Genomic DNA, 20,310 nt, shown 5'->3' with positions numbered 1-20,310 from the left:
TATAGTCAGCGAAAGCACAGACGATGGACAGCGCGCAATGGTGGTGACCCTGAAAGACGTGGCGGAACGGGCCGGCGTGTCGCGCTCTGCGGTGTCGCGCACCTTTACCGACGGGGCATCGGTGTCGCCCAAGACCCGCGCCAAGGTGGAACAGGCCGCGCTTGATCTGGGCTATGCGCCCAATGCGCTGGCCTCCAGCCTGACCACCGGACGGACAAAGCTGATTGGCCTCATCGTCAACAACTTCCACAACCCTTTGATTCTGGAAGTGTTTGATCTGTTTACGCGCGGGCTGCAAGACCGGGGCTTGCGGCCCCTGCTGGTCAACCTGAGCAACGCGACAGACCCAGCGGCATCGGTACGGATGCTGCGGCAGTATTCGGTGGATGGGGTGATTGTGGCCTCGTCCACCCTGCCAGCAAGCTTTGCTGAATCGTTCAAAAGCGCGGGCCTGCCGGTTGTGCACACGTTCGGGCGTCCTTCGGTCGCGCCGGATGTGTCTGTGGTGGGCATCGACAACGTGGCCTGCGGACGCATGGCGGCACAGGCGCTGATCCGGCGCGGCTACAGGCGGGTGGCCTTTCTGGGCGGGCCGCGCAGCGCCACTTCGACCCAAGACCGCATGGCCGGGTTTCTGGGCGCACTTGCAGAGCATCCGCGGATTGCTAGCAGCACAAGTTTTGCCACCGATTACACCTTTGATGCCGGGCGGGCCGAGATGCAGCGCTTGTTGGGCGAACCCCCGGCCGAAGCGTATTTCTGCGGCGATGATCTGCTGGCGATTGGCGCGCTCAGCGCCATACAGAATGCTGGCCTGTCGGTGCCCGGTGATATCGGGCTGATCGGCCTGAACGACATGGAAATGTCGCGCTGGCAAAACATCGCGCTGACCACGATACATCAGCCGGTGGCCCAGATCATCGAGGCCGCCATCGAGGTGGTGGTGGCAACCATCGCAGAGCCAGACCGCCCGCCAGAGGTGCGGCTGTTCCCCTGCCGGGTGATTGACCGGGGAACCCTGCGCTAGCGGAACATGGGCGGGCGGGCGTCCATCCATGCCCCTCCGGCCTTGGCCGAGGCAACAGCCGTATGCACCGCCGCCATCGACCGCAAACCACTGGCCGCAGTGGGCAATCCGTCGCGCGTTTGGCCACGGATGGCATCGGCAAGGTCGCAATAGATATTCGCGACCGCCAGCGGAAAGCCTTCGGGGTGCGCAATCGCCACGCGCGACAGGCGCTTGGCATCGTCATAAAGCCCGCCTTCGCCCTTCTCCATGATCTGTGTGCGCCCGCCCACCGGGGTATAGATCAGCTGGTTCGGTTGCTCGGATGCCCAGCGAAAGCCCCCGGTTTCGCCAAAGACCTGAATGTCGAACCCATGCTGCCGCCCGATGGCAACGGATGAAGTCCAAAGCCGCCCGACCGTGCCGCGTGTCATGCGGAAGTTGACCATAGCGTCATCCTCCAGCACCCGGCTGGCAATGGTCGAGGCAAAGTCAGCGGACAGCTTTTCCACCTCGTCGTCACAGATAAAGCTGGCCATGTGCAGCGCATGGATGCCGCAATCGGCGAACTGGCCGGACACGCCCGCCATCGCCGGATCATAGCGCCAGCGCACACGCGGGTTGTCGGCGTCGCTGGCGTCGCCGTGGTGCCCGTGGCTGAAGTTGGTGACCACCAGCCGCACCCGGCCAATGTCACCATTGCGCACCATCGCACGGGCTTGGCGCACCATCGGATAGGCGGAATAGCAGTAGTTCACCGCACAGATCTTGCCGGTCTTCCCGGCGATGCGGACGATTTCTTCGCCCTCCTCCACCGTCACCGTCATCGGCTTTTCGCACAGGACGTTAAAGCCAGCTTCAAGGAAGGCCTTGGTAATCTCAAAGTGGGTGGAATTGGGTGTAGCCACCGTTACCAGATCGCAGCGGTCGGGGCGGTTCCGTTCCCCTGCCAGCATTTCCGTCCAGTCGCCATAGGCCCGGTCGGCAGCAACCCCCAATGCTTTCGCGTAGTCGCGCCCCACATCAGCGCGGTGATCCAGCGCGCCTGCCGCAAGGGTGAAATGCCCGTCGGCCAAAGCGCCCAGACGGTGGGCTGGCCCGATCTGACTACCCTCGCCGCCGCCGATCATGCCCCAGTTCAGTTTTGCCATGATGCCCTCAGAATCCGATGGAGGAAAGGTATTCGCGGTTCTTGCGCGCGTCGTTGACGGGGCTGATATCCAGCGTGGGGTCACAATCCTGTTCCACCGTGCACCACCCGTCAAACCCAGCGTCCAGAAGGATCTGGCGCACGGTCGGAAAATCGACATCTCCCGTGCCAAGGTTGCAGAAAATGCCCTGCCCGCAGGCATCATAGAATCCGGTACTGGCCGCAATCGCCCTCGCCTTGACCACGGGGTCTATATCCTTGAAATGCATATAGGAAATACGGCCCATATGGCGGCGCATGAAAGCGACCGGATCAAAGCCCGCATAGGAATGATGCCCGGTGTCGAAGCAGATTTTCAGGATGCTTTCATCCACCTCGGCCAGCAAACGCTCCAGTTCCGGCTCAAAGTCGATGAACCCTGCCGCGTGGGCGTGGATGCCAACGGTCAGGCCGTATTCCTCGGCCCCCATGCGCGCCACAGTGGAAATGCGGTTGCGAAAGGCCGCCCATTCTGACGGATACATCTGGACTGCCGCATCCGCGCGCCCGGCTGTGGGCGCCCGGCGCGCAGAGATGGAATCGATCAGCACCAGATGCCGCGCCCCATGCGCCACCAGCGCCTTGCAGGTGCGCCGCGCTGCATCCATCACCTCATCCCATTTTGAGGGGTCGTGAAACGGGCGAAACACCACGCCGCCGATCAGCGTCAGATCATTGGTTGCCAGCGCCTCGCCCAGAATCTCGGGATCTTCGGGCATAAAGCCGATGGGGCCAAGTTCGATCCCCTTGTAACCTGCGGCGGCGCACTCGGACAGCACCTGTCGCCAGTCCGGATTACGCGGGTCGTCTGCAAATTCTACACCCCAGGAACAAGGGGCATTGCCAATGCGGATGGTCATTTGATCCTCATATTTGCGGGACGGCGTGCCAACGGCCGTCGTCGGATGATTTGAAGGCGGTATCGATAATCTGGCTGACTGCCAGACCGTCGCGGAAGGTGGGCCAGACGGGTGTGCTGGTGGCAATCGCCTCCAGAAAATCCCGCGCCTCGATGATGATCTGGTCCTGATAGCCGGTGCCATGGCCGGGGCCCTGACAAAAGGCGGCATAGTTCGGATGCGCAGGCCCGGTCAGAATGCGGGTAAAGCCGCGCGTGGCCTCTGGACCCTCGGCACGGTAGAGCCAGACCGCGTTCTGATCTTCCTGATCAAACCGGACTCCACCCTTTGTGCCATGAATTTCATAGGCATAGCCCATCTTGCGCCCCGTGGCGACGCGGCTGACAAACAGATGCCCCATCACCCCACTGGCAAAGCGCAGCATCAGTTGCGCCTGATCGTCATTGTCCACCAACAAGGGACCGTTCGGGCCGGGACGGGTGGCGTGGACGGTCTCGATCCGCGCGGAAAGCTCGGCCACCGGACCCATCAGCGCCAGCAGGCAGTTGATCGGATGCGGGGCCAGATCGCCCATGCAGCCATTCGCCCGACCCGTGGTGCGCCAGGTCGCAGGCAGCGCCGGATCGGCCAGAAAATCCTCGGTATGCTCACCCCGGAACCACGTCAGATCGCCGATCGCGCCTGTCGCCAGCAATTGCCGCACGAATTGCGTGGCAGGGGTGCGCACATAGTTGAAGCCGATCATATTGGGCAGACCCGACGCCTCGGCCGCGGCCACCATTGCGCGGGCATCGTCCAGCGACGCGCCCAACGGCTTTTCGCAGAACACCGGCTTGCCAGCGGCAAAAGCGGCCTCGGCAATCGCTCGGTGCGTGGACTGGGGTGACGCGATGACCACGGCCTGCACCTTGGGGTCGGCCACAAGCTCACGCCAATCCGCCGCCGCGCGGTTGAACCCATAAGCACGGCGGTAAACCTCAGCCGACTCAGGGCTCGACGCCGCAATCACTTCCAGCCGGGGGCGCAAAGCGGTATCGAACACCGCACCAACCGCTGACAGGGCCACCGCATGCGCCTTGCCCATATAGCCGCCGCCGACCAGCCCGATTCCGATATCCGTCACTGAAAGCCTCCCCGCTTGCAGCCGGTATTGCAACCGGTTGCAAATTATGTATCCTCCCTTCGCAAGCCGTGCAAGCCCCCTGTGGCCCTGCGGCGATCGGGGGAGTGCCATGGCAAATACGGACGATACCATCAGGCTGACTGTGGCACAGGCCATCGTGCGTTGGCTGATGAACCAATTCATCGTGATCGACGGGGCCGAGGTCCGCATCTGCGGCGGAGGTTTCGGTATTTTCGGCCATGGCAACGTGCCCTGTCTGGGCGAGGCGCTGTATCCGGTTCAGGCCGAGATGCCACTGTATCGCGGGCAGAACGAACAAAGCATGGGCTTTGCGGCGGCGGCTTACGCCAAATACCACCTGCGCCGCCGCTTCATGTTCTGCACCGCCAGCGCAGGGCCGGGCACCGCGAACCTGCTGACAGCGGCAGCACTTGCCCATGCCAACCGCCTGCCGATGCTGATGCTGTGCGGCGACACCTTCCTGACCCGCCTGCCCGATCCGGTGTTGCAACAGCTGGAGCATTTCGGAAACCCCACCATCGGCGTGAACGATGCGTTCAAGGCCGTCAGCCGGTTCTGGGACCGCATCACCCACCCGGCGCAGGTGCTGCAATCGCTGCCTGCTGCGCTGGCCACGATGCTGGACCCCGCCGATTGCGGCCCGGCCTTCCTTGCCCTGCCGCAGGATGTTCAGGGTTGGGCCTATGACTATCCAAAGGCGTTCTTTGCCCCCCGGGTTCACCGTATCCGCCGCCAATCACCCGACACAACCGAAGTGGCCGAGGCTGTAGCCCTGCTGAGTGCCGCCAAGCGCCCGGTGATCGTGGCTGGTGGCGGCGTGCAATATTCCGGTGCGGTGGCCGAGTTGACCGCCTTTGCTGAAGATCATGGCATTCCGGTTGTCGAAACCATCGCTGGCCGGGCGAACCTGTTGGCCGACCATCCGCTGAACATCGGCCCGCTTGGGGTAACCGGATCGGACAGCGCCAATGCCATTGCGGGCGCGGCGGATGTGGTGCTGGCCGTCGGCACAAGGTTGCAAGATTTCACCACCGGATCATGGACGGTCTTTGCCCAAGATGCCCGCCTGATCGGCCTGAACGCCGGGCGGCACGATGCGGCCAAGCACCAATCGCTGACCGTGGTGGGAGATGCCAAGCTGGGGCTTCTGGCGCTTGGCGATGCGCTTGGCACCCACCGCGCACCCTCGGACTGGATGGCCAAGGCCCAAGCAGAGCGCAAGGCATGGGATGCATACGTCGCGGGGAATGTGGCCCATGGCAACCGCCCCAATTCCTACGCCCAGGCCATCGGTGTGGTGAACGCCCTGTGCCACCCTCGCGACCGGGTGGTGACAGCGGCTGGCGGTCTGCCCGCCGAGGTCACTGCCAACTGGCGCACGCTGGGGGTCGGCACTGTGGATGTAGAGTTCGGATTTTCCTGCATGGGCTACGAAATCGCTGGTGGCTGGGGCGCACGAATTGCACAATTCGAACATGAGTCGCACCGAGACACCATAGTTTTCGTTGGAGATGGCAGCTATCTCTTGATGAATTCGGACATTTACTCGTCAGTACTCACTGAACGAAAACTGATCATCCTTGTGTTGGATAATGGCGGCTTTGCGGTCATCAACAAGCTGCAAAACAACACCGGGCAACCCAGTTTCAACAACCTGATCGCAGATTGCTCGACTGTTCCCGCGCCCTTTGCGGTGGATTTTGAGGCCCACGCCCGCGCGATGGGGGCCAATGCAGAAACGGTGGCCAACCCCGCAGAACTGGCGCAAGCGTTCCAGCGTGCCAAGGCTGCTGACCGCACCAGCGTTATCGTGATGCAGGTCGATCCTTACGACGGCTGGACAACCCAAGGCCATGCGTGGTGGGAGATTGGCACCGCGCAGGTCTCCGACAGCGAAACCGTCCGTGACAAGCACACAGCAGTCGAGGCCGGGCGCGCCGCGCAAAGGCAGGGCGTCTGATGGCCGATCTTGCGCGCCTTGCCGGGCGAAATTTCCTTGTGATCGGGCGGGCGGGCATGGACCTTTATGCTGACCCGCCCGGCACACAGATCGAACAGGCCACCCGCTTTACAACCGCGCTGGGGGGATCTTCGGCCAATATTGCCGTGGCGCTGACCCGGCAAGCGTGCCGCGCCGCGCTGGTGACCTGCGTGTCTGATGACGCGGTGGGCCGCTTTTGCCTGAACCAGTTGGACGCTTACGGCATCGACCGCGCCCATGTGCGCGCCGTGGCGGGCGAGGCGCGCAACTCACTGGCCGTGGTGGAAACGAGGGCAGACAACTGCCAATCAGTCATATATCGAAACAATGCCGCCGACTTTGCCATGACTGTTTCCGACGTAGAAGCGATTGACTACGCCCCCTTCTCCGCGCTGATCACCACTGGGACCGTTCTTGCCGCCGAACCATCACGCGGTGCCGCCTTTCGTGCTTTTGACCTGGCCCGCGCAGTGGGACTGCCACTTATTTTCGATGTCGATTACCGCCCCTATTCCTGGCCCTCCGCCGATGTTGCCGCCCAAAATTACTCGCGTGCTGCCGCCCTTTGCGATGTGATCGTCGGCAATGATGTAGAGTTCGGTTTCATGGCCGGGCACCCGGACCGGGGGTTGGACAAGGCGCGCAGCCTGATCACGCAGGGCGCGCAAATCGTGGTCTACAAGATGGGTGAAAAGGGCGCGGTAACAATCACACCCAAGGGCGAATTTGCCACCGGCATTTACCCGACCACCGCCCTGAAACCCACTGGTGCCGGCGACAGCTTCCTTGGCACCTTCATCGCAGCACTGGCAAGTGGCGTGCCCGTCAAAGACGCCGTTCTGCGCGGCTCTGCCGCTGCAGCGATGGTGGTCGCCCGCGTGGCCTGCGCCCCTGCCATGCCGACCACTGCCGAACTTGACGGCTTTCTTGGCCAGCACCCCGGCCCGACCGGATAAAGGAACCCACATGCACATCGCCCCCCATGACAACCAGAACCGCGCCATCGTCGATATGGACGATGCGGTTGTGCCGCTGGTCTATTTCAACATCATCACGCTGAAAGCGGGAGAAAGCTTTACCTACCGCACCCCCGGCTATGAAACCTGCATCGTGCCTGCGACGGGCACGGTCACGGTGGAAACCATGGGCGAAACCTTTGCCGCGATCGGCAACCGGGGGGCGGATGTGTGGGATGGCGAGCCGGAGGGCGCTTATGTGCCGCAAGACACCGGCGCGCGGATCACTGCGCTGACCGACACGGAAACCTTCATCGCCGGGGCAAGATTCGCAGAAACCCTGCGCCCCTTTGCTGTGCGCGCCGCTGATATCGACCGCGTGCAATACGGGTCGGACGACACCAAAACCCACCGCAAGATCAAACACATCCTTGGTGCCGCCTATCATGACCGCGTGGGCCGCCTGCTGGTAAGCGAGCTTTACACCGTGGGTGCGGGCGGCTGGTCGGGGTTCCCGTCCCACAAGCACGACGCCGACCGGTTGGACAGCACAGGGGAAGGCATGATCGAGACGCGCCATGACGAATGCTATAATTTCCGCTTCAAGCCCGATTATGGCTCTGGCCTGCAAATGCTGCAACGGGTCGACAACGAACCGGGCGACGCCTATCACATCATGAACCGCTCAACCGTGCTGATCGACACCGGTTATCACCCCTGCTGCGTGCTGCCGGGGTATGAGATGTATTACTTCACCATTCTGGGTGGCCAAAGCCAGCGCAGTCTGAAGCAGTATTTTCAACCCACCCATGCCGCGCAATTGCACACCATTCCCGGCATCATGGATATGGTGGCCAAGTTCAAATGACCCTTGTGACGCTCCGCGATGTGCTGCAACCGGCGCTGAAAGGTGGATACGCCGTGCCGGGTCTGGTCTGCCTTGGCTGGGAAGACGCCCGCGCCTTTGTCGCCGCCGCCGAGGCCGAACGTGCGCCGGTGATCTTGCAAGCCGGACCGGGCGCGCGGGCGCATATGCCTGTTTCGGTTTGGGGAGCGATGTTCCGGCATCTGGCCGAAGGCGCTTCGGTGCCTGTCGTGGCACATCTGGACCATGGCACATCGCTGGCGGACTGCCGCGCAGGGCTGGACTCGGGGTTTTCATCGGTGATGTTTGACGGATCAGACCTGCCCTTGGCCGAGAACATCGACGCAACCGCAACCGTAGCCGCACTGGCCCATGCCGCCGGGGCCAGTTGCGAAGGCGAGATCGGCTTTGTCGGATACGCCGGGGGCGCAGCCTCTGCCGGGACAGATCCCGAAGACGCCGCCCGCTTTGCCCGCGAAACCGGGGTGGACGCCATGGCCATTTCCATTGGCAACCTGCATTTGCAGCAAGACCCCGGCAACGGGCTTGACCTTGCCCGTCTGCGCGCGATTGAAGCGTTGACCGACGTGGCGCTGGTCATACATGGCGGGTCCGGCGTGCCGTTCGATCAGCGCGCTGAACTGTCGGCCACCAGCCATATTGCCAAATTCAACATCGGCACCGAATTGCGCATGGTCTTTGGCGCGGCTTTGCGCGCGGCGATGGCGCGCGACGCCAACCGCTTTGACAGAAATGCGATTCTGACAGACACGCATGATCCGATGCAGCACGCGGCCCAAGCGGTTTTTCGCGGCCTTGGGGCGTCTGGTCGGGCGTAAGTGGCCAAAACCCAAGGGAAATAGCGCTTGCCTGTCGCGCCAACTTCCCGCGATATGTTTGACAAGCCACAACACCCCGGATGCTGCCCATGCCCCTTGCCATCACCCGCCGCGCGCTGTTCGCGGCCACAGCAGCGCTTGCCCTTGCCGGGCAAGGGCAGGCGCAAGGTGATATTCCGGTGATCGCGGCCGCGTCAGATCTGCAATTCGCGCTGACCGAGATCGCAGCGGCGTTCAGGGCCGACACCGGTATGGACGTGCGGCTGGCCTTTGGCTCTACTGGCAACTTTGCCCGCCAGATCCGCGAAGGCGCACCGTTCCAGATCTTCATGGCGGCAGATGAGTCGTTTATCGCAGCCTTGCACGCCGACGGGTTTACCCCCGATGCAGGTGATCTTTACGCCCTTGGCCGCATTGTCATCATGGTGCCGACCGGGTCTGCCCTGACCCCTGATCCGGCGCTGGACAGTCTGGCCCGGATGCTCGCGGCAGGCCAGATCACCCGGTTTGCCATTCCCAATCCCGATCACGCCCCCTACGGCATGCGCGCGCGTGAGGCGTTGATCACAAAAGGGATATGGGATGATCTGCACCCCGTTCTGGTGGTTGGCGAAAATGTCTCCCAAGCCGCACAATTCGCGCTGTCGGGCAACGCCGAGGGCGGGATCATCGCCTATTCGCTGGCACTTGCCCCCGAGGTGACCGCGCGTGGCAATTTTGCGCTGATCCCAGAAGACTGGCACGAACCGCTGCGTCAGCGCATGGTGCTGTTGAATGGCGCCGGGCAGGTTGCGCAGGCGTTTTATGCCTATATGAACGCGCGCGCCGCCCGTGACATTATGGACCGTTACGGCTTTACCCTGCCGCAGGAGTGACCGCGTGGACTGGACCGCCCTTTTCCTATCATTGCAGTTGGCGGGGTGGACCGTTGTTTTCCTGCTGCCGGTGTCGGTCCTGATGGGCCGCCTGCTGGCCTATCGGCGATTCCGGGGCAAAGGGCTGGTCGAGGCGCTGGTGATGCTGCCCTTGGTGCTGCCGCCCACCGTCTTTGGGTTCTACTTGCTGGTGGCTTTCGGGCGCAATTCCCCGCTGGGCGATCTGTGGCAAACGCTGTTCGGCCATCAGCTTGTGTTCAGCTTTCAGGGGCTGGTGCTGGCGAGCGTGATTTTCAACCTGCCCTTTGCGATCCAGCCCGCGCAGCGCGGGTTCGAGTCGATTCCGGTCGAAGTGCGCGAGGCGGCGCGCTGCTGTGGTCTGTCGCCCATGGCTGCGCTGTGGCGGGTAGACCTGCCGCTGGCATGGCCGGGGGTGGTGACGGCAATGGTGCTGACATTTGCCCATACGCTTGGCGAGTTTGGCATCGTGCTGATGGTGGGCGGCTCTATCCCCGGCGAAACAAAGACAATCGCCATTGCGATCTACGACCGGGTGCAGGGCTTTGATGACAAAGGGGCCGCCACCATGTCTGCCGTTCTGGTGGCAATCAGCCTGTTCACCATCGCGCTGACCTATTGGTTGTCGGCGCGCGTCGGGCGACGGTTATCGTGATGGCGCTGGAGGTGATGGCACAGGCGCAAACGCCGATCGCGCTGGATATCTCGTTCCGGGTCGATCCGGGCGAACTGTTGGCGCTGGTGGGGCACTCCGGGTCCGGCAAGACCACGCTGTTGCGCTGCATTGCCGGGCTTTCGCACCCGGAAGCGGGGCGCGTTGTGGTGGGCGGCACCACATGGCTGGACACCACAGCCGGGGTCAATCTGCCCACGCATCGCCGCCGCGTCGGGGTGGTGTTCCAGAATTATGCGCTGTTCCCGCATATGACAGCCGCGCAAAACGTGATGGTGGCTATGGTCAGTCCCGACCGGGCCGAGGCCGCGCGCCTGCTGGATCTGGTCAACCTGCACAGCCTGTCAGACCGCAAGCCTGCCCAGCTTTCGGGCGGGCAGCAGCAGCGGGTGGCGGTAGCGCGCGCGCTTGCCCGCAAGCCGCAGGCGTTGTTGCTGGACGAGCCGTTTTCCGCCGTGGACCGCCCCACCCGCGAGACGCTTTATGCCGAGATCATCGCCCTGCGCGCGTCTTTGGCCATGCCGGTGATCCTTGTTACGCATGACATGAACGAGGCGCAGCTTCTGGCTGACCGTATGGTGGTGATCGAACAGGGGCGCGTGGTGCGGCAAGGCAGCACCGCCCAAGTGATGGCAGACCCCGACGCCCTGCGCGCCATGGGCATCCGCGAGGTGGCCGCGATGCTGCCCGCGACGATTGCCGAACATGGGTCAGATGGCCTGACCCGGTTGGACGGACCGACGGGCGCGCTGTATCTGGCGGGCGTTTCGGGGCCTGTGGGCGCGCAAGTGCGCGTGCGGATCATGGCGCATGAGGTGATCTTGTCGCGCGCTCGGCCCGAAGGTCTGTCCGCGCAGAACATCATTGCCGGGGTGATTACCCGGATCGTGCAAGGCGTCGGGCCGGGGGCGATGGTGCATATTGATGTGGCGGGCCATGACCTGCTTGCCCGCATCACGCGGCGCGCGGCGGATCAGATGCACCTTGCGCCCGGCGATGCCGTCCATGCCATTGTGAAATCCATGTCCGTGGCGCGCGACCATGTTGCCCGCGCGCCCACCCACCGCGACTAAGCCACACCCGCCGCCTGTGGCAGGGCAAACCATCCGCCCAAAGCGGGCAAACGCCCCACCCGCAGTGGGCAGCCATAGGCGAGTTCTAGCGCAGCATCGGTCAGCACTTCGGCCATCGCCCCCTGCCCTGTCAGTCGGCCCTGATCCATCAGCCAGACCCGGTCGGCGGCCATGGCGGTCAGGTTCAGATCGTGCAACACCGTGACCACGCCGCCGCCCCGCCGCGCAAAATCGCGCATCAGGCGCACAACGGCCAATTGATGCGCAATGTCCAGACTGGCCACCGGTTCATCCAGAAACAGCCAGCGTGGCACACCAGCGACGACTGGTTCCCACACCTGCACCAAAACGCGCGCCAGTTGCACCCGCGCTTGTTGCCCGCCCGACAGTTCCTGATACAGCCGCCGCGCAAAGCCTTCCATATCCACCGCGCCAAGCGCGCGCACCACAAGTTCGGCACGGTTGGCATGGGTGGCGACGGTCAGGCCAAGCCGCACCACCTCGGCCACCGTGAACGGAAACGCCAGCGCCGAGGCTTGCGGCAGCACACCGCGCAACGCCGCCAGTTCCCACGGGCGCAGCCGGGCGCAATCTTGCCCGTTCAGGCAGACCCGGCCCTGAAACGCAACATCACCGGTTAATGCCCGCAACAGCGTGGTTTTGCCCGACCCGTTGGGGCCGACGATCACCGTCACCTCACCCGCCCGCGCTGCGGCACTGATCCCGTGCAGGACCGGGACTTTGCCCAAAGACACGCGGATATCGTTCGAAATCAACATTTACAGATCCACCAGCCCGCGACGCCGCAACAAAATCCACAAAAACACTGGCGCGCCCAGTGTGGCTGTGACGATACCGATGGGCAGTTCAGCGGGCGCAATGATGCTGCGCGCGATCAAATCCGCCAACAGCAACAAGGTCGCCCCCGCAAGCCCCGCATTAAGCAGCAAGAAGCGGTGATCCGGCCCGGTCGCCAGCCGCAGAAGATGCGGAACAACAATACCGATGAACCCGATCCCCCCTGCCACCGCCACTGCGGCCCCGGTCGCTGCCGCCACGGTCAGGATCGCCACTGCCTTGACCCGCTGGATCGGCAGACCGATGTGATGCGCCGCGGCCTCGCCCAGCGCCAGACCGTTCAGGCCACGCGCCAGAAACGGGGCCGCGACCAGTGCCAGTGCCATGACCGGCCCTGCCGCCAAGAGCTTTGGCCAACTCGCCCCGCCAAGGCTGCCAAGGCCCCAGAATGTCAGATCCCGCAACTGACGGTCATCGGCAATATAGACCAACACCCCCGTCGCCGCCCCGGCCAGCGCGCCAAGCGCAATGCCAGCCAGCAGCATTGTCGCCACAGATGTGCGACCCGACCGCGTGGCCACCCGGTAAAGCACCAGCGTAGATGCCCAACCGCCAAGAAAAGCCGCCAGTGGCACCAGATGATACCCCACGGCCTGTGTCAGCCAAAGCGGGGCCAGACCGCCCAACACGATCGCCACCACCGCACCCAAGCCCGCCCCGGCCCCCACGCCCACAAGACCCGGATCGGCCAGCGGATTGCGGAACAACCCCTGCATCACCGCCCCCGCCACCGCCAGCGACGCGCCCACCAGCACGCCCGTCAGCATTCGGGGCAAGCGGATTTCCCACAAGATCAGCCGGTCTCGGTCAGGCATGGCCTGACCCGATGTCAGCGCCTCAATCAGTGACCAAAGCGAAACACCAGACGCCCCGTGCGACAGACTGAGCAGTCCCGTCAGCAACAATGCGGCCATAAGCGCCAACATGGTCACGCGCGCCTGCGCACCGCGGTCGCCCATCAGGCTTGATGCGTCCAGCGCCACCATCAGCCGCGTCCCGCCGGAATGACCGCCCGCAGCGCCGTGTTCAACTCCAGCGCGGCTGCCCCGGTGCGCGGACCAAATCCCAACAGATACAGACCATCCATCCGCACCACCTGTGCACGCTGTGCGGCCGGGGTCAGCGCCAAAGCGGGATGCGCCAAAAGCTCATCCGCCTCGACAGCCATGTCGCCCCCTCGGTCCATCGCCAGAATTACATCCGGCGCCGCCGCAATCGCGGCCTCATCGGTCAAGGGCTTGTAGCCGATAAAACCCTCAACAGCATTGACCCCGCCAGCCAGCGCAATCATCGCCGCAGCCGAGGTATCGCTGCCCGCCGCCAGAATGCGCCCGCCTTGCAGCGACAGAACAAACATGACCCGAGGCCGCGCGGGCAATGATGCCGCAGCTTGCGCCGCCGCATCCAAATCGCTTTGCGTCCGGGCCAAAAGCTGCGCACCTGCCTCTGGCAGACCCAGCGCTTGGGCGGTGAGACCGATTTTGGCCAGCACATCCGCCGGGGTCCGGGCCTCGGGCAAGATGACCATGGGCACGCCCGCACGGGTCAGAATCTCGATGGTTTCGGGCGGGCCTGCATCATGTTCGGCCAGAATCAGATCAGGCTCCATCGCGATCAGGTTTTCCGGCGACAGGCGGCGGACATAGCCCACATCGGGCAAATCCAGCACCGCCTGAGGAAAACTTGATGTGGTATCGCGCGCGATCAGGCGGTCGCCCTGACCCAGCGCAAAGACGATCTCTGCCGCCGATCCGCCCGCCGCAATCACCCGGCGCGGCCCGTCATCGGCACGCGCTGCTGTGGCCAGCGCCAACAGCAGCAACATCGCCGTCAGTCCGGCATGGACCCCGCCCACCGAAACAAACCTTGCGCGGTTCATGCCAACACCTCTGCCGCCAACCCCTTGGCCATCCGGTCCCAGCCCGAGGTCTCAATATCAGCCTCGGCGCGTTTGCCGAACATTTGCAGGATCAAGCGGCCCTCGGCATCGAATGCCTCGACCGAAACCGCGGGACCGCGTTTGGTGGGTTTGCTGACCAGCCAGACCTCGGCGATGTGGTCGGCGCGCAAATGAAGGTTGAACCGGGGGTCAAGCACGTTTTGCCATGGTCCCATCGGCTCGATCCGCTGCACCGGGCCGGAATGGATCTGGATACAGCCCTCATTGCCCACAAAAAGCATGATCTTCAGCGCCTCGGCGGCAGAGCGTTCCAGCGCCCACGACACGGCATCCACCGGAAGCTGGCGGGCAAAGGTGGAGCCTACAGCGCGGTTGGCCCCCAGCCGGTTCATCTTCAACCGCCGCACCATCGCCAGAAACTGATGCGTGTCGGTCATCTGCGCCCATTCGCTGCGCAGCGCGTCGATGCGGGCCGCGTCAATGCGGGCAGGTTCCGGGGCGGCACGGGCGGCGATTTCAAACGGGGCATCATCGGGCACTGCCAGATCTGAAATCGCTGCGTCAAAGGCGGCCGCATCCGAACCGGCCCCCAGATGAACCTTGTGAACAGCATCACCCGCCGCATCAAACACCTGCACACTGCGCTTCACCCCCTGATCCGTCTCACCACGGACCGCAAAGGCATGGACCCAGTGGCGCGGGAAGATCCGCAGATCAATCTCGTCGCCCAGCACCATCGAGGCATGCGCGCCGGCGTGAAAATTCTTGTAGACCCCGCGCCGTTCATGCACCGCACTTTCGTTGCGGGTCAGCGCCATCACATCGCCCATCTGGCAGATATGCGGCATCAGGCGCGCCGGGTCCGCGACGATTCGCGTGGCCGCCCCGCCCGCCTCGGCGGCGACAAGTTGCGCTTCGGACAGACCAAGCGTGGCGGCAAGATCACGCTCGCGCAGCTTGGGGCGCTCGGCGCGGGCTTGGGTGATCAAAGCGATCATATCAGGGGAAATCAGCATGGCGGTCATCCTTGGCCTTGGGCTTTGACATGGGCAGTGGTCGCATGTCTGGCGGGGGCGTGGCCCCTGGGCTGGATGGCGCGGTGCAATACTTGACGAATTTGCTGGGTTAATCTAGAACCCTGCTCCAACGGGGTCAAGAGCCGATCCCGCAGGGTGCCAGCGTTCCGCCAGCCGACCACAACCGTCGCGACCAAGGGGACACTGATGCAACCGAATTTTTCGGGCCAACCGACCATTGCGGGCGTTGCCCGCCTGATGACAACCGCCGCCATTATCGCCATTGCGACACCTGCCGCCGCGCAGGATGCAACACGTGGAGGAACCTTCCTCGGCCGTCTGATTCTGGGCGCGGGACAGCAAAAGGTGGCCATAGACACGCCGCAGGCAGTCACCGCGGTTGAGCAAGACGACATCGACCGCGAACAGCCCGCCACGGTCGGGCAGATCTTGCTCAACGTGCCGGGAGTGCAGGCGGCAGGATCTGACCGCCCGCTTGGCACGGCGTTCAACATCCGTGGCATCGGCACCACTGAACAGACCGCCAGCGAGGCGCGCATCATCGTCAACGTCGATGGCGTGCCGAAGTTCTACGAGCAGTATCGCCTTGGCTCGTTCTTTAGCGATCCCGAACTTTATCGCCGGGTCGAGGTGCTGCGCGGGCCGGGGTCGGCAGTTCTGTATGGCTCTGGTGCTATCGGCGGCACGGTGAATTTCGAGACCAAGGATGCTGGCGACTTTATCCCCGAGGGCAAGACCGGGGCCGCGCGGCTGAAACTCGGCTATGAAAGCAACGGCGATGCACTCATGGGCTCGGCCATTCTGGCACTGCGCACCGCACCGGGGGCAGAGTTTCTGGCGGCCTTGGGCTATCGCACATCAAACGACTACAAGGATGGCGCGGGCACCACGATCCGTGGCTCTGAATTTTCGTCACCATCCGCGCTGGTCAAAGGCACCTTCCGGCTGGGCGAGACGCAAACTCTGCGCCTGTCGGTCCAGCGCTTTGAAAGCAACGACGACAACGCCACCCTGTCGCAGACCGGCGGTGGCAATGTGATTGCCGATGCCTTTGGTCTGGTGCGGCGTGACACGACCGACACCACGATCAGCGCGGTTTGGCAGGCGACCACAGATCTGGCATGGCTGAACCCAAAGGTCCAGCTTGCTTATTCTGATACCAGCGTTTCCCAGCGTGACGCCCGCAATCTGGCCGGCGTGCCACAAACCTGTCTGCCCGTGGCATCGAATGCCAACGTCTTTTGTGATGTGGATTACGCTTATCGCACGACAATGCTGAAAGTGGAAAACACCGCGACGCAGCAAGGTGCCGGGTGGGAAAACTTCCTGACCGTCGGTTTGCAGGCAACCAACCAAAAGCGCGTGGCCGACAGTTCTGGTCCGCTGGGCTTTCACCCCGAAGGCACCGACCGCAAATTCGGTATTTATGCGCAATCTGAACTGGTTATCGGCGAGCGCCTGACGCTTGTTCCCGGCGCGCGGATCGACTTTGGCACCCGCGATCCCAGCGCAAACGTGCCGGGGGCCGCGCGGGTCAAGGATGAGGCCACGGCACTGACCTTTGCAGCACTTTACAAAATCACCGATGATCTGTCGGTGTTCGGCTCGGTCGCGCGCACCGAACGCCTGCCGACGCTGGATGAGCTCTATTCGTGGTCTGCGACCAAGGCCCCGGCCCTGTCGTTGGAAAAGGAAAAGGCCACCAGTTTTGAGCTCGGCCTTGCTTGGTCGCATCAGGGGTTGTTTTCGGCAGATGACAGCTTGCAGATCAAGGCCACGGTCTTTCGCAACCGGATCGACAATCTGATCACCACGACTCCCACCGTCGATACCGTGTTCCACCGCAATCTGGCCCGCGCGCATTTCAAAGGCGCCGAGATCGAGGCGGGCTACGAGACCGACCGTTTCTTCGGGCGGCTTGCCTACTCGCAGGTGTCGGGCAAGGACAGCGACTTTGGATATACCATCGCCACCACACCGGCCGAATCCCTTGCGCTGACGCTGGGCGGACGGGTGCCGGATCGCGGGATCGAATACGGCTGGCGCGGAAATTTTGCAGACCGCATTACCACCGCCACCCGCAGCACCGCGACCGGGGTTATCACCTCGACCCGTTATGCCGGATATGCCACGCACGACCTGTTCCTTGGCTGGAAACCTCAGTCCGGCGCGCTGGAAGGGGTCAGCGTGCAACTGGCGGTTGAGAACGTGTTTGACAGGGATTACCGCAACAACCTGTCCGCAGATCGCGGGCGCGGGCGGACGTTCAAGGTCAGCCTCGCAAAGGCGCTGACATGGTAAGGCGTCTGGTTTTCGCAGCGATGGCTTTTGCCATCGCTGCCACTGCGGCAACTGCGGCCGGGGCGCAGGATCTGGGGATCGCCCTGAACACGTTGGACCCGCAACCTCAAGCTTGTCGGCTGACCTTTGTGGCCGACAACGCCACCGACACCGACATCACCCGGCTGGTGCTGGAAGCGGTGCTGTTCACCAAGGCCGGGCGAGTCGCACAGTTCACGCTGTTCGACTTTGCCGCTCTGCCAGAGGGGAGGCAACGGGTGCGGCAATTCGATGTGGCAGGCTTGGGCTGCGATGATCTTGGGCAGGTTCTGCTGAACGGGGTGTCAAGCTGTGAGGGCGCAGACTCCACCGCCTGTGCCGCCGCGCTGAAACCACACAGCACCGTTGAAGGCGTAGAGGTAACAGGATGATCCACCTTATGGAGGCACGCGACGCTTTGGTTGGCCTGATCCGTTTGGGGGGGCCGGTGGTTGCACTGATCCTTGCGCTATCGGTTCTGGCGGGCGCAGTTGTGCTGTGCAAGCTTTGGCAGTTCCGCGCCGCAGGTGTGGGGCGGCACACAGGGCTGAAGGCTGCGATCACCGCGCAGGATGCAGGCCAGCACACCCGCGCCCGCGCCTTGGCCGAAGCGGCCCCCAGCCACCTGTCACCCCTGCTGGCCGAGGCGTTGCAGGCACAAAGCGCTGCCACGCGTGATCGTTTGTATACGCTGGCCGAAGACAGGCTCGCGCGGCTGGAGACCGGTTTTCGATTGCTCGACACCATCGCGCAGGTGGCCCCCCTGTTGGGGCTTTTTGGCACGGTTCTGGGCATGATCGACGCGTTCCGCGCGATGCAAGGGGCCGGGCAAGCGGTTGACCCTTCGGTTCTGGCCGGCGGGATCTGGGTGGCGCTGATGACCACGGCGGCAGGTCTTGCGGTGGCCATGCCGGTGTCAGCACTGCTGGCATGGCTGGAACAGCGAATGGCGGCAGAGCGCCGGATGGCCACCACCCTGATCGAAGCCGCCCTATGCCCCGGCTTGAGGGCGCTTGCGGAACCCTCTGTGCAACCGGGGTTTGCGCATGTCCCGGCTTAGGCAATCCACCCGGCGGCGGCCCCTGTCAATGACCTCGCTGATCGACGTGATCTTTCTTCTGCTGCTGTTTTTCATGCTGTCCTCTACCTTTACCCGCTTTGGTGATCTGCCTTTGATCACCGCCTCGGGTGGGGCCAGCGCCAAGGCTGATGCGCCTGCCTTTTTGCGTCTGATGCCCGACACATTGACGCTGGACACCCAGACGCTGGATCTGGCCGCTTTGCCGGGGGCATTGGCCAGCCGTGCGCCGCTCCTGGTCATCTTGGCGCCCGGCGACGGGGTGACGGCGCAGCGGCTGGTGGATGTGCTCGGCGCGCTGCGCGATCAGCCAGACATCACCCTGCGCGTGATCGGAGGCTGACATGTCCCGCCTTGCCCCCCCGACCCGCCGCCGCGCCGAGCCAACAATCACGCTGATCAACGTGGTGTTTCTGATGCTGGTGTTCTTTCTGATCGCAGGTCAGGTCGCCTCGCCCCTCGACAATGACATCCGCCTGATCGAGACCGGGGCACTGGCCACACGCGCGCCTGATGATGCGCTGGCCATCCGCGCGGATGGCACAACGCTGTGGCGCGGCAAGCCAACCTTGCCAGAAGCCTATGCCGCCGCCCGGATCATCGCAGGCGCCGAGGTGCTGCGGTTGGTTCCCGCCCGCGATCTGCCTGCACAGGATTTGCTGCGTATTTCCAACGCTTTGCGCCGTGCCAGCACCGCGCAGGGGGCCTTTGCGATCGAAGTGCGCCTGGTTACCGAACGGTCTGCCCCATGAAAAAAGCCCGCCTTCCCTTCGTTGCCGCGCTTGCGCTGTCTGGCGCTCTACATGCGGCAGGCGCAATTGCCATTGCTCCGCATGAGGATCTTGCGGTTGAGGGCGGCGCTCCCGCCACCATCGCCCTGTTGGGTGAGGCGTTTGAGGATCTTGCCCAAGGCGCGCAGCCGGTTGCCGCCACCAGTGCCCCTCCTGCGCCAACCGGAACGGCGCAGTTCCCCCCCATTACGGCGGCAGCTATGGCACCGCCCCCGTTGTTGCCGTCCGCTGATGTGGCAGATCTGGCTTTGCCGGTGGCTGCGACCATGGCCCCAACGCCCGCCACGCCGACGCTTGCACAGACGGCCAAAGCTGAGACGGCAGCGCCGGACAGATCGCCCAGACCCCGTGCGCGGCTGGAAAAACCATTGGCCAAGGCACCCCCAACCGAAAAACGCGCCGCCAAATCGGCCGCACCTGTGCCTGCCGGAAACGCAGACCGAGCAGCGCACAAAGGGTCGCAAGACGGGCAAGAGGCAGCACCCACCGCCGCCGCATCAGGCGCTGGCAACACCAAACCGGCGCAGCAGGCGGGCAATGCGGCACGCTCCAGCTATCCCGGCCTTGTGCTGCGCAAGATCGAGGGTACTCGCAAGACCGCCAGTTCGGCGCGTGGAACGGTTGTTGTGGCCTTTCGCGTGGCATCGTCTGGCGCATTGGCATCAGCGCGCGTGGCACGCTCAACTGGGGATCCGTCGCTCGAACGCGCCGCGCTTGACCATATCCGCCGCGCCGCGCCCTTTCCGCCACCCCCCGCAGGCGCAGAAACCGAGTTCCGGTTTGAATTTGTCGGGCGACGGTAGCCCTGCACAGGCGCAAAGTAAAAGACTCAGGATTGACAATTCCGA

21 protein-coding genes are annotated in these 20,310 nt (G+C 63.8%); 14 read left to right on the top strand and 7 right to left on the bottom strand.

Going from position 1 to position 20,310, the window contains the following annotated elements:
- The first annotated feature begins 37 nt into the window (after positions 1 to 37).
- Positions 38 to 1,027, top strand: a complete 990-nt coding sequence (locus Q8K08_RS10940) for a LacI family DNA-binding transcriptional regulator (RefSeq protein WP_304800822.1) — start codon at positions 38 to 40, stop codon at positions 1,025 to 1,027.
- Here the strand turns inward: Q8K08_RS10940 and Q8K08_RS10935 are convergent.
- The 3 genes from Q8K08_RS10935 to Q8K08_RS10925 are packed head-to-tail and all read right to left on the bottom strand — an operon-like array spanning position 1,024 to position 4,178.
- Positions 1,024 to 2,157: a Gfo/Idh/MocA family protein gene (locus Q8K08_RS10935; protein WP_305250083.1), complete on the bottom strand. Its 1,134-nt coding sequence runs from the start codon at positions 2,155 to 2,157 to the stop codon at positions 1,024 to 1,026. The genes Q8K08_RS10940 and Q8K08_RS10935 overlap by 4 nt on opposite strands.
- Before the next feature lie 7 nt (positions 2,158 to 2,164).
- Positions 2,165 to 3,055, bottom strand: coding sequence for a sugar phosphate isomerase/epimerase (locus tag Q8K08_RS10930; RefSeq protein WP_304799483.1), 891 nt, complete (start codon positions 3,053 to 3,055; stop codon positions 2,165 to 2,167).
- A gap of 7 nt (positions 3,056 to 3,062) precedes the next feature.
- Positions 3,063 to 4,178 (bottom strand): Gfo/Idh/MocA family protein, encoded by a 1,116-nt coding sequence (locus Q8K08_RS10925; RefSeq protein WP_304799481.1) that lies wholly within the window; start codon positions 4,176 to 4,178, stop codon positions 3,063 to 3,065.
- A 109-nt stretch (positions 4,179 to 4,287) separates the two neighbouring features.
- On the opposite strand from Q8K08_RS10925, the gene iolD reads away from it, so the two are divergent.
- From iolD to modC, 7 genes are all read left to right on the top strand, one after another.
- Positions 4,288 to 6,159, top strand: a complete 1,872-nt coding sequence (gene iolD, locus Q8K08_RS10920; RefSeq protein ID WP_305250082.1) for a 3D-(3,5/4)-trihydroxycyclohexane-1,2-dione acylhydrolase (decyclizing) — start codon at positions 4,288 to 4,290, stop codon at positions 6,157 to 6,159.
- Positions 6,159 to 7,136 carry a 5-dehydro-2-deoxygluconokinase gene (gene iolC / locus Q8K08_RS10915; RefSeq protein WP_305250081.1) on the top strand — a complete coding sequence of 326 codons (978 nt, stop codon included), beginning with the start codon at positions 6,159 to 6,161 and terminating at the stop codon, positions 7,134 to 7,136. The genes iolD and iolC overlap by 1 nt, the downstream gene beginning before the upstream one ends.
- A 10-nt stretch (positions 7,137 to 7,146) precedes the next feature.
- Entirely contained in the window at positions 7,147 to 8,004 is an 858-nt protein-coding gene (locus Q8K08_RS10910) for a 5-deoxy-glucuronate isomerase (RefSeq protein WP_304799475.1), read from the top strand.
- Entirely contained in the window at positions 8,001 to 8,840 is an 840-nt protein-coding gene (locus Q8K08_RS10905) for a class II fructose-bisphosphate aldolase (RefSeq protein ID WP_305250080.1), read from the top strand. The genes Q8K08_RS10910 and Q8K08_RS10905 overlap by 4 nt, the downstream gene beginning before the upstream one ends.
- A gap of 80 nt (positions 8,841 to 8,920) precedes the next feature.
- Positions 8,921 to 9,715 (top strand): molybdate ABC transporter substrate-binding protein, encoded by a 795-nt coding sequence (gene modA, locus Q8K08_RS10900; RefSeq protein ID WP_305250079.1) that lies wholly within the window; start codon positions 8,921 to 8,923, stop codon positions 9,713 to 9,715.
- A 4-nt stretch (positions 9,716 to 9,719) separates the two neighbouring features.
- Positions 9,720 to 10,388, top strand: a complete 669-nt coding sequence (gene modB, locus Q8K08_RS10895) for a molybdate ABC transporter permease subunit (RefSeq protein ID WP_305250078.1) — start codon at positions 9,720 to 9,722, stop codon at positions 10,386 to 10,388.
- A complete protein-coding gene (gene modC / locus Q8K08_RS10890; RefSeq protein ID WP_305250077.1) occupies positions 10,352 to 11,479 on the top strand; it encodes a molybdenum ABC transporter ATP-binding protein in 1,128 nt (375 codons plus the stop codon). The genes modB and modC overlap by 37 nt, the downstream gene beginning before the upstream one ends.
- On the opposite strand, the gene Q8K08_RS10885 is transcribed toward modC, so the two are convergent.
- The 4 genes from Q8K08_RS10885 to Q8K08_RS10870 are packed head-to-tail and all read right to left on the bottom strand — an operon-like array spanning position 11,476 to position 15,253.
- The gene (locus tag Q8K08_RS10885; protein WP_305250076.1) at positions 11,476 to 12,258 is read right to left on the bottom strand and encodes a heme ABC transporter ATP-binding protein; all 783 of its coding nucleotides are present in this window, start codon (positions 12,256 to 12,258) and stop codon (positions 11,476 to 11,478) included. The two genes, modC and Q8K08_RS10885, sit on opposite strands and share 4 nt — an antisense overlap.
- Complete coding sequence (locus Q8K08_RS10880) at positions 12,259 to 13,323, bottom strand: iron ABC transporter permease (RefSeq protein WP_305250075.1); 1,065 nt, start codon at positions 13,321 to 13,323, stop codon at positions 12,259 to 12,261. It abuts the gene before it with no gap.
- Positions 13,323 to 14,216, bottom strand: a complete 894-nt coding sequence (locus Q8K08_RS10875) for a hemin ABC transporter substrate-binding protein (RefSeq protein ID WP_304804740.1) — start codon at positions 14,214 to 14,216, stop codon at positions 13,323 to 13,325. Before Q8K08_RS10875 ends, Q8K08_RS10880 begins: the two co-directional genes overlap by 1 nt.
- Positions 14,213 to 15,253, bottom strand: coding sequence for a hemin-degrading factor (locus Q8K08_RS10870; protein WP_305250074.1), 1,041 nt, complete (start codon positions 15,251 to 15,253; stop codon positions 14,213 to 14,215). Before Q8K08_RS10870 ends, Q8K08_RS10875 begins: the two co-directional genes overlap by 4 nt.
- Positions 15,254 to 15,460: 207 nt before the next feature.
- On the opposite strand from Q8K08_RS10870, the gene Q8K08_RS10865 reads away from it, so the two are divergent.
- The 6 genes from Q8K08_RS10865 to Q8K08_RS10840 are packed head-to-tail and all read left to right on the top strand — an operon-like array spanning position 15,461 to position 20,265.
- Positions 15,461 to 17,575 (top strand): TonB-dependent receptor domain-containing protein, encoded by a 2,115-nt coding sequence (locus Q8K08_RS10865; RefSeq protein WP_305250073.1) that lies wholly within the window; start codon positions 15,461 to 15,463, stop codon positions 17,573 to 17,575.
- Entirely contained in the window at positions 17,569 to 17,985 is a 417-nt protein-coding gene (locus tag Q8K08_RS10860) for a hypothetical protein (protein WP_304804730.1), read from the top strand. The genes Q8K08_RS10865 and Q8K08_RS10860 overlap by 7 nt, the downstream gene beginning before the upstream one ends.
- Entirely contained in the window at positions 17,982 to 18,653 is a 672-nt protein-coding gene (locus Q8K08_RS10855; protein WP_305250072.1) for a MotA/TolQ/ExbB proton channel family protein, read from the top strand. The genes Q8K08_RS10860 and Q8K08_RS10855 overlap by 4 nt, the downstream gene beginning before the upstream one ends.
- Entirely contained in the window at positions 18,640 to 19,014 is a 375-nt protein-coding gene (locus tag Q8K08_RS10850) for a biopolymer transporter ExbD (protein WP_304804726.1), read from the top strand. Before Q8K08_RS10855 ends, Q8K08_RS10850 begins: the two co-directional genes overlap by 14 nt.
- A gap of 1 nt (position 19,015) precedes the next feature.
- A complete protein-coding gene (locus tag Q8K08_RS10845) occupies positions 19,016 to 19,423 on the top strand; it encodes a biopolymer transporter ExbD (RefSeq protein WP_304804724.1) in 408 nt (135 codons plus the stop codon).
- Positions 19,420 to 20,265: an energy transducer TonB gene (locus tag Q8K08_RS10840; RefSeq protein WP_304804722.1), complete on the top strand. Its 846-nt coding sequence runs from the start codon at positions 19,420 to 19,422 to the stop codon at positions 20,263 to 20,265. The genes Q8K08_RS10845 and Q8K08_RS10840 overlap by 4 nt, the downstream gene beginning before the upstream one ends.
- Positions 20,266 to 20,310 lie beyond the last annotated feature (45 nt).

This window comes from Pseudotabrizicola sp. (genome assembly GCF_030684215.1).
GTDB lineage: Bacteria > Pseudomonadota > Alphaproteobacteria > Rhodobacterales > Rhodobacteraceae > Pseudotabrizicola.
Note: the sequence above shows the minus strand (reverse complement) of the source record. Positions and strands in the feature narration are given on the sequence as shown.

Excerpts from the sequence above, each read along its gene's own strand:
- Q8K08_RS10860 (WP_304804730.1), top strand. The coding sequence starts at position 17,569 with ATGGTAAGGCGTCTGGTTTTCGCAGCGATGGCTTTTGCCATCGCTGCC.
- Q8K08_RS10935 (WP_305250083.1), bottom strand. The coding sequence starts at position 2,157 with ATGGCAAAACTGAACTGGGGCATGATCGGCGGCGGCGAGGGTAGTCAG.
- Q8K08_RS10875 (WP_304804740.1), bottom strand. The coding sequence starts at position 14,216 with ATGAACCGCGCAAGGTTTGTTTCGGTGGGCGGGGTCCATGCCGGACTG.
- Q8K08_RS10840 (WP_304804722.1), top strand. The coding sequence starts at position 19,420 with ATGAAAAAAGCCCGCCTTCCCTTCGTTGCCGCGCTTGCGCTGTCTGGC.
- Q8K08_RS10870 (WP_305250074.1), bottom strand. The coding sequence starts at position 15,253 with ATGCTGATTTCCCCTGATATGATCGCTTTGATCACCCAAGCCCGCGCC.
- Q8K08_RS10930 (WP_304799483.1), bottom strand. The coding sequence starts at position 3,055 with ATGACCATCCGCATTGGCAATGCCCCTTGTTCCTGGGGTGTAGAATTT.
- Q8K08_RS10910 (WP_304799475.1), top strand. The coding sequence starts at position 7,147 with ATGCACATCGCCCCCCATGACAACCAGAACCGCGCCATCGTCGATATG.
- iolD (WP_305250082.1), top strand. The coding sequence starts at position 4,288 with ATGGCAAATACGGACGATACCATCAGGCTGACTGTGGCACAGGCCATC.
- Q8K08_RS10885 (WP_305250076.1), bottom strand. The coding sequence starts at position 12,258 with ATGTTGATTTCGAACGATATCCGCGTGTCTTTGGGCAAAGTCCCGGTC.
- modA (WP_305250079.1), top strand. The coding sequence starts at position 8,921 with ATGCTGCCCATGCCCCTTGCCATCACCCGCCGCGCGCTGTTCGCGGCC.
- Q8K08_RS10865 (WP_305250073.1), top strand. The coding sequence starts at position 15,461 with ATGCAACCGAATTTTTCGGGCCAACCGACCATTGCGGGCGTTGCCCGC.
- Q8K08_RS10850 (WP_304804726.1), top strand. The coding sequence starts at position 18,640 with ATGTCCCGGCTTAGGCAATCCACCCGGCGGCGGCCCCTGTCAATGACC.
- Q8K08_RS10880 (WP_305250075.1), bottom strand. The coding sequence starts at position 13,323 with ATGGTGGCGCTGGACGCATCAAGCCTGATGGGCGACCGCGGTGCGCAG.
- Q8K08_RS10845 (WP_304804724.1), top strand. The coding sequence starts at position 19,016 with ATGTCCCGCCTTGCCCCCCCGACCCGCCGCCGCGCCGAGCCAACAATC.
- Q8K08_RS10905 (WP_305250080.1), top strand. The coding sequence starts at position 8,001 with ATGACCCTTGTGACGCTCCGCGATGTGCTGCAACCGGCGCTGAAAGGT.
- Q8K08_RS10940 (WP_304800822.1), top strand. The coding sequence starts at position 38 with ATGGTGGTGACCCTGAAAGACGTGGCGGAACGGGCCGGCGTGTCGCGC.
- Q8K08_RS10855 (WP_305250072.1), top strand. The coding sequence starts at position 17,982 with ATGATCCACCTTATGGAGGCACGCGACGCTTTGGTTGGCCTGATCCGT.
- iolC (WP_305250081.1), top strand. The coding sequence starts at position 6,159 with ATGGCCGATCTTGCGCGCCTTGCCGGGCGAAATTTCCTTGTGATCGGG.